This window comes from Pseudogracilibacillus sp. SO10305 (assembly GCF_037072005.1).
Lineage (GTDB): Bacteria > Bacillota > Bacilli > Bacillales > Amphibacillaceae > Pseudogracilibacillus > Pseudogracilibacillus intestinigallinarum.
On the sequence record NZ_JAXHDE010000009.1, the window covers coordinates 106,897 to 123,531 of the forward strand.

General features: G+C 37.0%; 12 protein-coding genes and 1 CRISPR repeat array. Of the genes, 2 read left to right on the plus strand and 10 right to left on the minus strand.

The window, feature by feature from the left end:
• Positions 1 to 24: 24 nt before the first annotated feature.
• The 9 genes from SPD45_RS08915 to SPD45_RS08955 form a co-directional block, all read right to left on the minus strand.
• Positions 25 to 639: an NEAT domain-containing protein gene (locus SPD45_RS08915; RefSeq protein WP_336267390.1), complete on the minus strand. Its 615-nt coding sequence runs from the start codon at positions 637 to 639 to the stop codon at positions 25 to 27.
• Between the two features lie 201 nt (positions 640 to 840).
• Positions 841 to 5,514: a CRISPR direct-repeat array (repeat unit 32 nt; unit sequence ATTTCAATTCACGCACCCACGAGGGATGCGAC).
• Between the two features lie 167 nt (positions 5,515 to 5,681).
• Complete coding sequence (cas2, locus tag SPD45_RS08920) at positions 5,682 to 5,972, minus strand: CRISPR-associated endonuclease Cas2 (RefSeq protein ID WP_336267391.1); 291 nt, start codon at positions 5,970 to 5,972, stop codon at positions 5,682 to 5,684.
• Positions 5,973 to 5,982: 10 nt separating this feature from the next.
• On the minus strand, positions 5,983 to 7,014 hold the full coding sequence (gene cas1c / locus SPD45_RS08925) for a type I-C CRISPR-associated endonuclease Cas1c (protein WP_336267392.1): 1,032 nt from the start codon (positions 7,012 to 7,014) through the stop codon (positions 5,983 to 5,985).
• The gene (gene cas4, locus SPD45_RS08930; protein WP_336267393.1) at positions 7,011 to 7,667 is read right to left on the minus strand and encodes a CRISPR-associated protein Cas4; all 657 of its coding nucleotides are present in this window, start codon (positions 7,665 to 7,667) and stop codon (positions 7,011 to 7,013) included. The genes cas1c and cas4 overlap by 4 nt, the downstream gene beginning before the upstream one ends.
• Positions 7,654 to 8,517, minus strand: a complete 864-nt coding sequence (gene cas7c, locus SPD45_RS08935; RefSeq protein ID WP_336267394.1) for a type I-C CRISPR-associated protein Cas7/Csd2 — start codon at positions 8,515 to 8,517, stop codon at positions 7,654 to 7,656. The genes cas4 and cas7c overlap by 14 nt, the downstream gene beginning before the upstream one ends.
• Positions 8,518 to 10,413, minus strand: coding sequence for a type I-C CRISPR-associated protein Cas8c/Csd1 (cas8c, locus tag SPD45_RS08940; protein WP_336267395.1), 1,896 nt, complete (start codon positions 10,411 to 10,413; stop codon positions 8,518 to 8,520).
• Complete coding sequence (gene cas5c / locus SPD45_RS08945) at positions 10,410 to 11,135, minus strand: type I-C CRISPR-associated protein Cas5c (RefSeq protein WP_336267396.1); 726 nt, start codon at positions 11,133 to 11,135, stop codon at positions 10,410 to 10,412. The genes cas8c and cas5c overlap by 4 nt, the downstream gene beginning before the upstream one ends.
• 25 nt (positions 11,136 to 11,160) lie before the next feature.
• Positions 11,161 to 13,581, minus strand: coding sequence for a CRISPR-associated helicase Cas3' (cas3, locus tag SPD45_RS08950; protein ID WP_336267397.1), 2,421 nt, complete (start codon positions 13,579 to 13,581; stop codon positions 11,161 to 11,163).
• A gap of 156 nt (positions 13,582 to 13,737) precedes the next feature.
• Positions 13,738 to 15,102 (minus strand): 2-oxo acid dehydrogenase subunit E2, encoded by a 1,365-nt coding sequence (locus tag SPD45_RS08955; RefSeq protein ID WP_336267398.1) that lies wholly within the window; start codon positions 15,100 to 15,102, stop codon positions 13,738 to 13,740.
• Positions 15,103 to 15,209: 107 nt separating this feature from the next.
• Between SPD45_RS08955 and SPD45_RS08960 the strand changes: the two genes are divergently transcribed.
• Positions 15,210 to 15,485, plus strand: coding sequence for a hypothetical protein (locus SPD45_RS08960; protein ID WP_336267399.1), 276 nt, complete (start codon positions 15,210 to 15,212; stop codon positions 15,483 to 15,485).
• A 141-nt stretch (positions 15,486 to 15,626) separates the two neighbouring features.
• On the opposite strand, the gene SPD45_RS08965 is transcribed toward SPD45_RS08960, so the two are convergent.
• Positions 15,627 to 15,902, minus strand: coding sequence for a hypothetical protein (locus SPD45_RS08965; RefSeq protein WP_336267400.1), 276 nt, complete (start codon positions 15,900 to 15,902; stop codon positions 15,627 to 15,629).
• Positions 15,903 to 15,949: 47 nt separating this feature from the next.
• On the opposite strand from SPD45_RS08965, the gene SPD45_RS08970 reads away from it, so the two are divergent.
• Positions 15,950 to 16,435: a hypothetical protein gene (locus tag SPD45_RS08970; protein ID WP_336267401.1), complete on the plus strand. Its 486-nt coding sequence runs from the start codon at positions 15,950 to 15,952 to the stop codon at positions 16,433 to 16,435.
• Positions 16,436 to 16,635: the final 200 nt, after the last annotated feature.

Consider the following 16,635-nt stretch of genomic DNA (forward strand, 5'->3'; position numbering starts at 1 on the left):
TCCCCACATTCCTTTTCTAAGGTATTATGAAATTGATTTTTTTCTGAAAGCTACAAATCCTACTCCTGAAATAATAAGTAACGCTACATATAATGCTAATGGTGTATTATCTGCCGTTTTTGGGTTTTCAACGTCCCCTTGCTCTACTGCATTTGTTTGAGTAGTATCATTAGCTGTTTTGGGAGTGTCATTAGAATCACCTGTTGCTGTCGGTAAATTATTTGTATTGAATACAAATGTCGTAGTATGTGTTGTATCATAATCCATTTTAGCAACTTCTTCCGGAACAACTACGTGCATTGATACAGTTTCTGGTTGTGTAATGTCACCAACTGGTAAACTAAATATCTTTGTATCTCCCGACTCACTAATTAAACTACCACTACCACTTGAACTATTTAATGATTTCACATATTGACCACTAGATACTGTTAACTCTGCAACTGCCGAACCATTCTTTACAGTTACATTTGCACTACCTGTAAAATATCCATCTGCTATTGAAGCACCACCATTCGATGATTTAATTGTATATGGCACTGTGTATGTACCATCAGAAATTGAACTTGCCTCTGCAGTTGGTGCCACAATAAAAATTGATAACGCTAAAATAAATACTGTTAAAATACTTTTCCTCATTTTCATCCCCCTAAAAACTGAATTGTTTGAACTAGGATAATAGTAGTTCATTTTTAATTATACTCATATGTATAAATTATACCAGTATGTATAGACGAATGAGTAAATTTTCCATAAAGATTTTGACAAATCCATGAAAAATATGAATTTTGCAGAAATGAATTGTAATTTCGTCTTATTTAAGTTCGCCATTATCATTATTTTTCAATTCACGCACCCACGAGGGATGCGACGAGAAACTCGGAACAGTCTACCGTTTTAAACTCATTTCAATTCACGCACCCACGAGGGATGCGACCGAAGCTATACAAGTTGCGAAATTTATTGGCATTATTTCAATTCACGCACCCACGAGGGATGCGACAAGATTCCGCCGAACAATTAGGATTTACGGAATATATTTCAATTCACGCACCCACGAGGGATGCGACTTGAATCGCACATCGAAAAAGGGTGGAGTTTTAAGATTTCAATTCACGCACCCACGAGGGATGCGACAAGCCCTGTTTTCTTTTTCAATTCCCTCATTTTTATTTCAATTCACGCACCCACGAGGGATGCGACACATGGTCGTTGATTGGTATGTACAAAAACGTAATATTTCAATTCACGCACCCACGAGGGATGCGACGAAGGAAATCAAATGGGATGATGAACGATGGTAATTTCAATTCACGCACCCACGAGGGATGCGACGTAAGACAGCAGATGATTATAGAAAAGACATTAAATTTCAATTCACGCACCCACGAGGGATGCGACAGAGATATTAGATTGGTTGATTAACAAAGTGGAGATTTCAATTCACGCACCCACGAGGGATGCGACAGTTGAAAGCAAAGATTAAAAAAGTAAAAGAGATTATTTCAATTCACGCACCCACGAGGGATGCGACTCAAACGACTTTGGATTAATTCCTTGGAAATTGATATTTCAATTCACGCACCCACGAGGGATGCGACTGAAACAGATCAATTGCCACCTGTTAAAGAAGGGATTTCAATTCACGCACCCACGAGGGATGCGACCGAATAGGCGGTATATATCGCTTGCGCCCGGATGATTTCAATTCACGCACCCACGAGGGATGCGACTCGTAATTCCCTTTGTAAAAATCATAATCATCAGATTTCAATTCACGCACCCACGAGGGATGCGACGAGATTGTAAATGATTAGTAAAGACTTAGCGGTATTTCAATTCACGCACCCACGAGGGATGCGACCGATGGTGGTCTTTTCGCCCGCAAGTACCGTCGTGATTTCAATTCACGCACCCACGAGGGATGCGACAAGACAATGCAAGCATCTATGCAGGCTATTTCGCGATTTCAATTCACGCACCCACGAGGGATGCGACTTTAAAATTTTCCGTTAAACTCCGCAAACTTAGAATTTCAATTCACGCACCCACGAGGGATGCGACAAGAAAACGCCCAGTAACGTTAATATACTACGAAATTTCAATTCACGCACCCACGAGGGATGCGACTCGTTATTTCTGAACAAGAAGGCGCAGTGTTAGAATTTCAATTCACGCACCCACGAGGGATGCGACTTGCCTTTTATTTTATGGATAAAGCCGACATAAAATTTCAATTCACGCACCCACGAGGGATGCGACAGCGCTTATGCTTAAATACAATCTGATGAGCAAGATTTCAATTCACGCACCCACGAGGGATGCGACCGGATATACAAAAGGGCAAGATACGCTTTCATCGATTTCAATTCACGCACCCACGAGGGATGCGACAGTTATCCGGATTATCTGCGTTGCCATCCTCCGAATTTCAATTCACGCACCCACGAGGGATGCGACATGCTTGACATAGGCGAAAGCCATAAAAAGCAGGATTTCAATTCACGCACCCACGAGGGATGCGACATGGTACAAAAATAATAATGTCACTAAAGAGGCGATTTCAATTCACGCACCCACGAGGGATGCGACGATAAGCGATTCTTTTACGATAAGTACGGCGAAAAATTTCAATTCACGCACCCACGAGGGATGCGACAAGGGGGCGATAGCTTGAGCAAGTTAATCATAAACATTTCAATTCACGCACCCACGAGGGATGCGACGTAAAAAACAGATTGAATTATTCCGTGCTTATGAAATTTCAATTCACGCACCCACGAGGGATGCGACCAGTCCAAGCCCGCAATGCCTGGCGCGCCTTCCGATTTCAATTCACGCACCCACGAGGGATGCGACGAACACTAAAGGACTTGCGAGCCGACATCGAGAATTTCAATTCACGCACCCACGAGGGATGCGACTGATGCTCGTGACATCTTTCGCATAAGATTCTTGTATTTCAATTCACGCACCCACGAGGGATGCGACGAGAGCAGTTTTAAGAGTTTTATAGACATTAGATTATTTCAATTCACGCACCCACGAGGGATGCGACGCTTGCTTCCGAGTTCTTCGGCAAGCCTTACGAGATTTCAATTCACGCACCCACGAGGGATGCGACAATTGACGGTCGAAAACGTGCAGGACTTAGTCGAATTTCAATTCACGCACCCACGAGGGATGCGACGAAGTTGGTAGCGCAGTTGGAGGGGCAAACGGAAATTTCAATTCACGCACCCACGAGGGATGCGACGGGATACGCTAGAGGCGATGAAATTGCTAAACGAATTTCAATTCACGCACCCACGAGGGATGCGACGGTTAAGAATTTATATGGCGGACAGGACATCGAAATTTCAATTCACGCACCCACGAGGGATGCGACAAACAGCGAAATTTACATGAAGTGCGGTTCATTGATTTCAATTCACGCACCCACGAGGGATGCGACTAAAACGCTTCAGCAATCAATGGCTTCACTTCGTTATTTCAATTCACGCACCCACGAGGGATGCGACAAATTACCTACGACGTATACGACGTTGAAACATGCATTTCAATTCACGCACCCACGAGGGATGCGACAATTTTAGCAAATGCATCATCTTTAAGAACCATATTTCAATTCACGCACCCACGAGGGATGCGACTAGATTTCCTAAAAGCGTCTTTAAAATAAATAGGATTTCAATTCACGCACCCACGAGGGATGCGACATTATAATATAAATGAAGGTGAAAATCCACAATAATTTCAATTCACGCACCCACGAGGGATGCGACTGGCGTGAACTTTGGCGCAGTAGAGGCGATAGTAATTTCAATTCACGCACCCACGAGGGATGCGACATTTCGTATAGCAAGCCTTCGAATAACGACATATCATTTCAATTCACGCACCCACGAGGGATGCGACGTAAAAGGGGACGATTAGATGACGAATATTAAACATTTCAATTCACGCACCCACGAGGGATGCGACTGGACGTGCAGCGCTTATAATCAAGTCGCCCTCTTATTTCAATTCACGCACCCACGAGGGATGCGACTGCTACACCATGTTCCAATGCTTCCTCATACAAAATTTCAATTCACGCACCCACGAGGGATGCGACTACAGATGCAACTCTACCGCGAGATGTTATTGGTTATTTCAATTCACGCACCCACGAGGGATGCGACGTGTGATGCTGAGTAAACTTTGTGTGCGGTATTTAAATTTCAATTCACGCACCCACGAGGGATGCGACTTGAGTGTCTTTTTTAAAGGAGTTGATACATATTATTTCAATTCACGCACCCACGAGGGATGCGACTTGCCGTGGCGATGATTTACCGTGGCGATGATTTATTTCAATTCACGCACCCACGAGGGATGCGACTTAAATACTTACAAGATAGACTCGATAGAGTGCCATTTCAATTCACGCACCCACGAGGGATGCGACAAAGTATCTAACTTGGAATGGTCAGACCGTTCCATTTCAATTCACGCACCCACGAGGGATGCGACGTCATGTTATCGCTCCTTTAATAGTGCTTCTAGTATTTCAATTCACGCACCCACGAGGGATGCGACAAACGGAATTCGCGAAGAAATGGAAATTATCGCAATTTCAATTCACGCACCCACGAGGGATGCGACTCGATAATCCAATGCGTTTCATCACTATGACGTATTTCAATTCACGCACCCACGAGGGATGCGACCAGTAAAAACTTATCACATAAGCGAGTTGGAGGGTATTTCAATTCACGCACCCACGAGGGATGCGACAAGGTAAACACACTTACAGGATTTGTTGATTACATATTTCAATTCACGCACCCACGAGGGATGCGACCTAGTCCGTTAGCTGTTAAGTGAGCCATAAACTTTATTTCAATTCACGCACCCACGAGGGATGCGACGCAGAGCGAGCGATGTTACGATTTGGAATCGAAAGCATTTCAATTCACGCACCCACGAGGGATGCGACTTATCCCCCATTTCTCTTGCTTTATAACCTTCATATTTCAATTCACGCACCCACGAGGGATGCGACGAGTGTTGATATGGTTCTATGTGATTTGCCTTATGATTTCAATTCACGCACCCACGAGGGATGCGACGTCGTGTTACAACGTATGTTGGCGTATGAGGAGCGAATTTCAATTCACGCACCCACGAGGGATGCGACCTTTGACGTTAGCTTAATCGGATTAGAAGCGCCGAAATTTCAATTCACGCACCCACGAGGGATGCGACCTATCGAGAATTACGCAAGCGAGATAGAGAGCCATTTCAATTCACGCACCCACGAGGGATGCGACGACTTGGCAACATCCAAAGACCGCCAAAAATTGTGATTTCAATTCACGCACCCACGAGGGATGCGACTAAGGCGTTTGATAGGCGGGCTAATAAACTTGAATTTCAATTCACGCACCCACGAGGGATGCGACATCTCTTTAATCGCTATGAGTATTTTAATCTCATGATTTCAATTCACGCACCCACGAGGGATGCGACAGCCAAATTGTATAAAAATTGAACTATTCTATGAAAAATTTCATACAATATGACTATTTTTCTTCTATAAATAAAAGAAACAGTTTTATTTTATTAATTTGATATATAAATACATAATAAAATTGGTGCGAACCTCCATAGATTTTGATGTCCACTCCATATTCGCACTAAAAAATCAATGGGTCTTCTAAATCTAATGCTTCCTTTACACCAATATGAATAACTTTCTTTTTATGGTTCTTACCAATCTGATAAAATCTCAAACTATCCTTGTTTTCATCAATAAGAGACTCTAGTTCGATTCTTAACTGCATATATTGCGTAGAATCTACAATGCATTCAAAAACAGAATTTTGTACACGTTGCCCATATTTTTGACAAACTTTTGCAACATGTCTAAGTCTTTTTTGACCACCTTCACTTGATGTACTCACATCATAAGTTATTAATACAAGCATAGAATATTACCTACTTCCAAAAAAATGGTGGGTACTCATCTAAATCTCCGCGTAAATATCTCGCCAATAAGATAGATTGAGCATATGGTACAAGTCCCCAAGATATTTTCTCTCCTAAATAGGGGTGAGTAATTCTTTCTTGTTTCTTCTCTTGCCAAGATTTTAAGAATATCTTTCTTCCTTCTTCAGACATAATAACTGCACCATTTTCCTTCTTAACAAAATAACTACTATTTATTTTCTTTCTATTAATTAAAGTCAAAACAAAACGGTCAGCATAAATTCCACGCAACTCTTCCATAATATCTAAGGCCAAAGAAACCCTTCCAGGTCTGTCCCTGTGTAAAAAGCCTACATAAGCATCTAAGCCAACTGCTTCTATTGCAGCTGCTGTATCATTTGCTAACAAAGTATAAGCAAATGAAAGCATTGCGTTAACATTATCCAAAGGTGGCCTTCTTGTTCTTTGATAAAAGTAAAAATCATCTTTTTGTTGTAAAATCATACTATTAAATAATGCATTATATTTTATTGCAGCCTGACCTTCTAACCCACGTAAAACTTCAAGATTTTCAACACCTTTTATATTTAAACATAACTCGGATAATTCGGAAGATGTCCTCTTAAATTTACCAACATCAATTCTGAGTGGATAATCTCGAGTCATTCTTTCTAACATCCATTTAGCATTATATGTTTTTCCTAAAATAAAATTTCTCGCAATAAGTGTTGACGCTCTTTCATCATCAGACAATCGATATTGTTTTTTTCTCAAAGTAACATTTCCTCTACTTTTTCCAATTACTCTTGCTAGAAATCTACCGTTTTTTGTACAAAAAACGATAGATATATTATTCTCTGCACAATACCCCATTAAGGCAGGACTAGCACCAGTATAGCCAAATGTCACTATCGATTCCAAATTGTGTAAAGGAACTCTTCCTAATTTTTCCTCATTTTTTAAAAGAACAACATTACCACCATCTAAAGATAAATATACGTCTGTTTGATTTACAAAAAGTGTATTTAACAATCTTTTCATTCTTTTAATTTCCTTTCAATATAGGATTGAACTGATTGTTTTCCCATCATTTCTGGTAAACAAATATCTTTTAAAGAACATTGTTTACAATGAGGACCTGTCTTAACCTTCGGTGTATATCTCTTCATATAATAAAAATGCATTTCTTTAACAATATTTTCCACTTGTTCTCTCATTTTATCAGTTATTTCAATTTTCACACGACGTTTTATCTCATTATAATATAAGAATGCATAATTAATATCTAATAACAACATTTCTTCTAGACAAATTGCTTGCAAAACCAATTGCAAAATATCTGAATCATGTTTTTTTGGCTTTCCCCTTTTATATTCAACAGGATAAGCTATATATTTATCGTTCAATGATGGTATGTAGACACCTTGCGGACATTTTATAAATTCAACTACATCACATATACCAGTTATTTTGAACTTTTCTGATTTAATTGGCATTGCTCGAACAGTGATATTATCCTTCCGTTTTTCCTTAATAAAAGGTTGATCAACCTTACGATGAACATATTGTCCTTCAATCGTTTTAACATTTTCTTCCCACTGCTGTTCAATATGAATTAAAGCCCATTGTCTTTTACAGAATTCAAAATGTTGAATTCCCGACAACATTAAATAGTCTTCTTCATTTACCATCAATTTCTTCTACCTGTAGACCATCTAGCTGATGCAAGGTTATTGTAAAATCATCAATAGATTTAGGTTCCTCTATATTTTGAGTGACTTCTAATGATCTATGAACTTTCGCAGATGAATACTGCCCCATTTTAGTACGATGCTCCCACCAATAAACCTTATTTACCTCCATACTTCCATCTGGTCTTGCAGAAGATACATCGTTTTCAAATAAACTTACAAGAGCTTCCTTTATTTTCTCACTATCTTCCATTGTAAACTTTGTCTTTTCTGCTAATTGTGTATTAATACTTCCATAAAAAATATATAATCCAAAATCAACGCGATGTTTTAAACCCATTGTATCTGAGCCTTTCTTGTCTCCTGTTTCTGTATTTACACTTTTGGTAATCTGCATACTAGTTGAGTTTATAGGATTGATACTGACCGCTGTATGAATAGAAACTGGGCCACGAACACCTACCGATACTCCAGCTGCTCCACTTTTCCCTTTAAAGGCAAATACTTGTCCAAAGCTACGTACATCAATCCACTCACTACATGCTACTTCAATAAAGTCATCTTCTACAACCTTTTTTTGACTAGTTACTTTTTTTAACTTATCATTTGAATCGGCTCGTTCACGGAGGCTATTAAATTCATCTGTTCTTCTGTCGTTTGATTGAACAAAGATGGACTCACCCATATCTTGTAATCTATTTCTAATTTTCCTCTTAATTGCGACATCAGAAATTTCACCAAACCCTTCATAATTCTGTCTTGGACGATTTCCATTTAAAGGATCTCCATTAGGGTTCGCATTATTCACGGAAACTAATACAGCAAAGTCAATTTTTTTATTTAATATTGTCATTTAATTCTCTCCTTTTTCCTTTGTTCTTTTTTGATATAACTCATGGCGTTGACTATAAAACCCTAGCAAATATAATTCTGATAAGGGATTATTATTAAAATGTTCTACTGGAATCATCGAACCTACTTCATCAATGATTTTATTTATATCTGTCGCTTTTGCACCAATCCTCATTTGATATGGTTGTAAACTTTCTTGAATTGTTTTCCAAGTTCTTGCTGGGTGTTTCGAAAATGAATTCATATACCTAATAGCATTGGTAGTTCTAGTTTCTTCCTTAGGTAAAGCCCTTCTTTCTAAAACATCCGCTAAAGCTAAAAGTCTTCCAAATAAATAATCACGGCTCTTATTTTCATAATCTAGTGCCACATCTAACCCCTCCTTTTTATTAATTAATGCACATGTTATACTTAATGATTTTTCCCATTCCCATTTATCAAGTGCAACTGGATTATTCACTCGATGAAAAGCATTTTTCACGATATCACTAGGGATTTCTTTTCCGTCAATAACACATGGAATCATTCTATCCATCACTTCTTTAACCACTTTATCATTCACCTTTGAACCATATGCAGTATATGCAATATCTCTCGGTGATGGAGCCCCATAAAAAGAAACAAACTTACCTTCATTGTTCTTCCGATAACTATGTAACCATCGACAAGTGGTATGCCACCTTTGTAAATTATCTAAATAATAATTTAATTCCATATTTCTATAATAAACAACAGCTAATCTACCTGTTGTCGCGGCATCTAAATTCAAAACAATCACATGTTTTTCTACCTGATCAAATCGTGCTTTATATCCTGAAATAGCTTTGGAAATAACTTCAGCAGATTTTTCACCTGTATCAGGAATAAATTCTTCTTTCTCATCATTAACTACATTCGCTATCGTGTATAAATCAAAACTATCTTCTTGGCTATCCGGTATTTCCAATCGGTTATTACTCCAGGCTAAAAATACACGACCATCTACTATTTTTGCTTGTCTATTTATTAACCATTTCAGCGCATTATGTGCTTTTTGAGATACTTCATAACTAACACTTACCGCTTCATGACTTTTATTAAATCGTCCCCTAAAGGTGAATCCACTTGAATCATTTGCAGAAATTAATTTCGATTTATCGGCTGCATTACGAATTTTATTCGCATGGCGTTCAGTTACTGGCTTCCATTCCCCTGTGACAAAACAGAAATCCTCTTCACCTAATGAATCTTTATAATAATTAATAAATGATTCATATACATCGGTGTCTTCCCATACTTTTATGTGAATTTCTGTCGCAGACCTGACATTAAATCGAACAAATGCCGCTTCCTGCTCCCCTGATATTGCACTAAAGATAGGTGGCTTTTCACCATGCAATGCTTCATAATCTTTATGCCACTTGTTTATTAATTGATTATTCTCATCTAAAAATAAAATACGATGTTCTACTAAATCCTGAATTAACTTACCCTTTTTCACATATTGATAAATTGCTTTTATTTTATCGACTACATACGGTGACTCTACCCATTCCTTTAACTTCTCTATATATACTTGAAACGGCTCTTCATTCTTTATCTTTCCACCATATGCTTTGAAGTCTCCGGCCGTATAACTTAACTTATCATGGAGTGGATATGGTGCAATTGCTGCCCCAGCTCTACTCGCTGATTCTTCTGTACTCGGAATCACTGTACTAGCATCTTCTTTGTTTTCAATCACATATGCGGAATGAAATTCTCCATCTTCCGTGACATCTACTTGAATATGTGCGGTTTGTGTCGTGTGAGAAATTGGCAACAAAGTGTATGTCGCTCCATTTCTTTTTCGCTCTACCACACCTACATGCTCCAAATTAGATTCATACACTTGAAACAAATCAAGTAACCAACTCATTCACTCACCTCGCTATCCAAGTATTTTAATAATTCATCTGCTGACTGAATATTAGACTCATTAAATTCCTTTATACCATATTTTTTAATTTCCCTTATTTGTTCACATGCATCAGGATGGATGAACTGAATCACACCATCTTCCATCATCGGTTGCCATAATCTTGCTTCTAAAAATTCTTTCCCTGTTTCACTCGGATAACCAAAACTATGAAACATTGTTCCAAAACCTATCGTCCCATAATCATCGTAATAACTTTTTCCAGATCCGAACTCACAAGGTTCCACATATGCTTGGCATTCTCTTGTTCCTAGAAAAATATCCCTTCTGCCACCAGCCTTCAATGCACGCTGCATAATATTATGATGTTTGTGCTCGTTTCGGTCAAAAGCAAGGTCAGGACGATGTTCATTAAAAATAAAATGTCCTCTTACTTGATATTTCACATCTTTCAAATACGTATAATGAGCTAAAGTATTTCCACCACTATAATTGATTGGCCTTATTCCTTTTGTTTCCATCTGTATTCGGTTCATGATACGAACTTCATCTACAATCAATCTTAATGTCGGCTTCCAATATATGGATGAAAAAATCCCCTCCAACGCGCTATATGTTGGAACTTGGTATGATGTTTTCTCACCACCTATCCTCGTGACAGGATCCGTAAACAACGCATAGTCGCCAAATACCTCAAATTCAATAGAATTCCTTTTTTTCATTTACACTATCCTCCCAAATAAAAGATTACATCATCAAACTAGATAACCCACCTTCACCTTCATGGCTAATACCATAACGTTCATCATAAAATCCTTCAGTCAAAATAAAAACAGACTGATCTAATATGCCATACATCCCACCTTTTTCTTCGATTTTTCTTTTCTCCTGATCATATAAATTTACGGTATATTGCTGTGCTTTTTTCAATAATACATTCAAATCCGTTATCGTTTCTGCACTAATTAGTTCTGTAATGATTTCCTTTCCTTCTTTATAAGGAACTATTACAGTAGTTGTTTGATTTTCAATCACATGAAAATGCTTTGCAGCAGTGTGCATACAGTTAATATTAAATAAAGGTAAGTGTGCTTTAGCCTGCTTAAAATAATGGCGGTATCGTTCTGATTTCTGTCTATCATCCGTTAACATTTGTACCATGTTTTCCCGGTATCCCCGAACTGGATAATCTAATTCATCTCGAAATTCACTATAAAACTCCTGAAAGTACCGTTCCATTACCTCATTTGATAGAATATCATTGACAGGTCTGTTACTTCGTTTGATATCAATTAACAATCTTTTCGCAATTATTTTACCCATATTAATTTCTTTCAACATTTTCAAACTTTCTTCTTGATGATCGATAATATGAACTTTACCGAATGCACCACTTTCTCCATGCCGATTACACCTTCCAGCGGCTTGAGCAATCGAATCCAATCCTGCCAATGACCGTATAACAGATTTAAAACTAATATCTACGCCTGCTTCTATTAATTGTGTACTGACACAAACAACTTTTTCATTATTGTTTAATTTCCATTTCATTTCTTCAATTAGTATTTTTCGATGAGCTGGACACATTGATGTGCTTAAATGATATACATGTAAAACGTCGTCTAGTTCTTCCGTTAATTTTTCGTACAATTTCCTGACAACTGTTTTTGTATTTAAAATGACTAATATACTATCATTTTCTAGTATTTTTTCTTGGATAAATATAGAGAGTTTTTCTGTGGTAAATAAAGTATCTGTTGCATCGTCAATCAATTCTACTCTTTTAAATGCATCTATCACATTTGTTAAATCTTGTACAATTTCTCCATCTATATTTACTTCTAGGCTTTTCTCTACATATCCTAGTGCCGGTTGAGTTGCTGTGCAGAGCAATGAGGTCGTACCACAATAATTTTTTAAATAATTAACCGCCATATTAAATAAAGATATACAACTTGTTGGTACTTTTTGTACTTCATCAAAAATAATGACCGCATTCGCCAAGTTATGTAACCTTCTTATCGACCTCGTTCCAGTTTCATAAAACACATTTAAAAACTGTACCATCGTTGTAAAAATGATTGGACTATCCCAGCTATCCTTACTTAACTTTACTTTATATGCCTCTCGAAAAAAATCATCGTCTGTATCTTCATCTTCCGTTTCCACAACATTCGAATGAAATTCAAGTATATTATTAGTGTCTCCAAGTACCCTTCGTACATCTGCTGCATTCTGCTCAATAATCGTTGTATAAGGTACTATATAAATAATTCGCTTTTTCTTATATTTTAACGCATGTTTTAAGGAGTAACGTAAGCTAGCTAATGTTTTACCTCCACCTGTCGGAATGGATAATGTATAAACACCAGGAGCATTCTCTGCGAAACTTTCACATTGTTCTGACATTTCACTTCGTAATACATGGATTTTATTTGTTTCATCTGCACTTTCTTCATATATTTTTAGTTGTTCCATGAGCCGATCATAATACTGTGAAAATAATGTTGTTTGATCTTCTAAGTGTGTGTAACTTTTATTTTCATCGAATAACATAGCATCCGTTCTATCAGCATCAATTAATATACTAAAAATAAACTTCGTTAAAAACATCATCGATTCAAATGGATTTTTTGTAGGATTTAATAAAAATGTTTCTAACTCTTTCGTCGCTTTTTCTACATACTTTTTAAAAGCATTTTTATCCATTACTTTTTCAAAAAATACCTCTTTCATCTCTTCATATTGCTGGATTTGTTTATCTTTTACACGATACAAATATTTCGATCCTAAATCTGCATCTAAATAATCTTGTAAATACGCATGATGTGAAATGATCACATTTCCAATAATCTCAGCTAGTAACCTTTCGTATTGCGTGCGACCATTTTGGTGAAAAAATTCATACAACAATTTCCCTCCCGCTGTCGAATGATCTACAGAACCCCTTTTTGGTGGATTTTCAGGATTTGCGATAGCCTCTTGAATATATAGTTGAAAATCGTCACTATACTTTCCAAAGTCATGTAATAAACCAGCCAAACCTGCCAGATGTGGCACACCTAATTTCTCCCCAAACCGTTCCGCTAGATTACGAACTTCTATTAAATGCTCTTTAATAGTTTGTTCCTCTCCATCAATTTCCCGAATATGAGCAATTTCCGACAAAATATCACTCCTCATTATTCTATATGAGTATATTTTACCATTAAAATATACGTAAATCCATATGTTCTAAAATCAATTATGACTTTTTTATTACAAAAAAATAACTAAGAAGAGATATCAAACATCTTTATATCTTTTCTTAGTTATCATATTTCATTATTTAATTAATTTTTCTGCATCCCTTAATATACCAACAACACTCTGCAAAAACCTTGCTGCAGGTGCCCCATCAATTAATTGATGGTCAAATGTTAAACTCAATGGGATACGGAGGTGTTCCTTTACTTCCCCATCCAGCATCATGACATATGGTTCGATTTTCCCAATACCTAGAATCGCTACTTCAGGTGGATTAATAATAGGTGTGAAAAAATGTATACCAAATGCTCCTAAATTCGTTATCGTAAAAGTACTTCCAGATAAATCCTTTTGTGAAATTCTTTTATCCTTCACCGCTCGTACTAATTCATTTGTTTGTTCCTCCAACTGTTCAATCGTAAGAGCGCATGCTTTTTCCACAACGGGAACAAACAATCCTTCTTCTGTATCTGTAGCAATACCAAGTTCCACTGTTTCACTTTGATGCCACAACTCATTTTCAAAAGTACCATTCATATAAGGGTGTTCTTTCAAAGCCTTTACTACCGCAAACATGATCCATGTGTTCCAACTTAATTTCACATCGTATTTGTCCCTAATATCACTAAGTTTCGTAACATCTGCATATGCAGTTTCCGTTAGTTGTGCTCTGTTTAGAAGACTATCTTTCATCTTCATTGCAATCGTTTTGCGAATACTAGATAAAGGTGTTCCTACTACATTTCCATCTTGGAAATTTTTAATATCGTTTTCAGTAATTGCATTATTTCGTCCAGTTCCAGTTACTTTCGTTAAATCTACTTGTAAATCTTTCGCTAATTTTCTTAAACGAGGTGCAATACGAACAAAATTAGATTGTCCTGTTTTTGTCGACTTTTCAGCAGATTCATTGATTGCATCTGTGTCTGCTTCTTCTAATTGTGTTGTATCATCATTAATAACTGCAAGTGTATCACCAACTGTGGCAACTTCCCCACGTTTCACTATAATTCTCTCTAATATACCGGCTGATTCCGCCTCAATTTCACTTACTGCCTTCTCTGTTTGTACTTCTACTAACACATCTCCTTTGAATGTTAAACTCTCTGGAGACAAAAATGATATCATATTTAACTTATGAATCGTTCTATCTGGTGACACTTCTTCTTCAAAAATGGGTGCTTGAAAATGATGCTCTTCCCAAGTATCAAAAATCTCAGATAGACCATATCCGGAACGCTCACCAAAACCAATCAATGAAAACATTTGAAATATTGTTGGATTTCTAGGATCTGACGTACCACCTTCTATTGCATTATCCTTTGGTAATCTTAAACCACCAGGATTTTCGTAACTATAACTTTTTGGAGTAACTTCAATTACTGTACTCATTGGCATCTGATAATCAGCATGAATTATTGTATTTAATAATGCTTCTCTCAATGCTCGATGGATTCTGGTATCATCAGCCCTTGTACCATCTTGTTCAATCTTAAAAGGTACTGAGAGCTTATTTAATAAATGAACGGAAAAACATTCCATTGGAAGGGTTGGTGGAAGCTTTGGATGCAGAAGGAAGAGAGGTTGGTATGTCGACGGTGGATCATTTACGGATGGAAGGGAGAGAGGAAGGACGAATAGAAGATAAAGCTAAAGGAATACAGAAAGCGGCGCAGGATACAGCAAGGCGTATGCTAGATTTAGGTATGGAAATTGAAAATATTGCTTTAGCAACAGCACTGCCGAAAGAAGAAGTAGAACGGATTGCTAACGAGACAAAATATAGCTTGTCTTCAGATTCCAAGTCACAAGATTCTTTTCTCTAAGCTAACAGCTCCTACCTAATGGATCTTCATCACTAAGAGCCCATGCAGTGCACACCAAAAAATCGAGTTAGAAGAATACTAAGCATCTTCCAACTCGATTAAATTGTTACTCCAATGTTATGCCGTCAGAATTCTGAAAATCTATTTTAGATAGTATTTCATCTGCCTCCATTCTGCTTTATCATCTACAACTGTAGACTTTTGTATCATTTCAATAACTAATAAATAAAGATCAGACAAATTTCCTTTAAACCTTTGAATTAATCGTTCCACGGAGTGTCTCGTAAATTTAACAATCCCCTGGTTTATTAATTCTACTCTGTCTTTCCCTAACAAGGTATCATCTTTAGCTATAATTATAACTTCTTTTTGTTCATCATTTAAATCTATTTTCAAGCCTAATAAACATAATCTCACTGATAACATGCTATAATAGGAACGTACATTCTATTCGGGGTGATAATATGAATGATCCATATGTTATTGATTACATAAAAAAGCATTTTCCTAATCATAAAACACAGTCGGTTGCAGATCATTTACAATTAACAGTCAGCCAAGTCCGTACCATTGCGAAAAATCATCGTATCCAAAAATGTGAGGAATATAAAGCAAATCTAAAGCGTCAATTAATTATAGACAGGAAGAAATGGTTCGAGGATAATATTCCAGCATTAAACCCTACATTTCTGCAAGAACAAATCATCTTCGATTCAGTTATTGGCGATAGGTATATTAGCCGTGGGGTAGATAGAAGTGTTAATTGTTATTATCAGAAACATTTTGGCGAGAACGAGCGAGGGTATCGAGAACGGAAATTATCTCATCTGCAAGATTTACAATTTACGATCAAAGGTAATTACTTACGTTCCTCTAGTCATCCATATTACAATTCATTACATCAACAACTGTACAAAAATAATATTAATCAGTCAATTCTACATTTCTAGATAGATGTACACATCCAATTTTTCTTGCAACATTATATTTATATGACGACAGTTTGATGATTTCCTATTAATATAATCAAAAATCAAATACTGTTTATTGTCATCCAAGCATTGTCCTATACACTTTAAACTTAAAAGAAGAAGAAAACCAATTATTAGCAAGACACCTCAATCAAACATTTAAAACAAATTTTGTCGTG

Coding starts and splice junctions, on each gene's coding strand:
- SPD45_RS08915 (WP_336267390.1), bottom strand. CDS start 639: ATGAGGAAAAGTATTTTAACAGTATTTATTTTAGCGTTATCAATTTTT.
- cas2 (WP_336267391.1), bottom strand. CDS start 5,972: ATGCTTGTATTAATAACTTATGATGTGAGTACATCAAGTGAAGGTGGT.
- cas1c (WP_336267392.1), bottom strand. CDS start 7,014: ATGAAAAGATTGTTAAATACACTTTTTGTAAATCAAACAGACGTATAT.
- cas7c (WP_336267394.1), bottom strand. CDS start 8,517: ATGACAATATTAAATAAAAAAATTGACTTTGCTGTATTAGTTTCCGTG.
- cas8c (WP_336267395.1), bottom strand. CDS start 10,413: ATGAGTTGGTTACTTGATTTGTTTCAAGTGTATGAATCTAATTTGGAG.
- cas5c (WP_336267396.1), bottom strand. CDS start 11,135: ATGAAAAAAAGGAATTCTATTGAATTTGAGGTATTTGGCGACTATGCG.
- SPD45_RS08970 (WP_336267401.1), top strand. CDS start 15,950: ATGAATGATCCATATGTTATTGATTACATAAAAAAGCATTTTCCTAAT.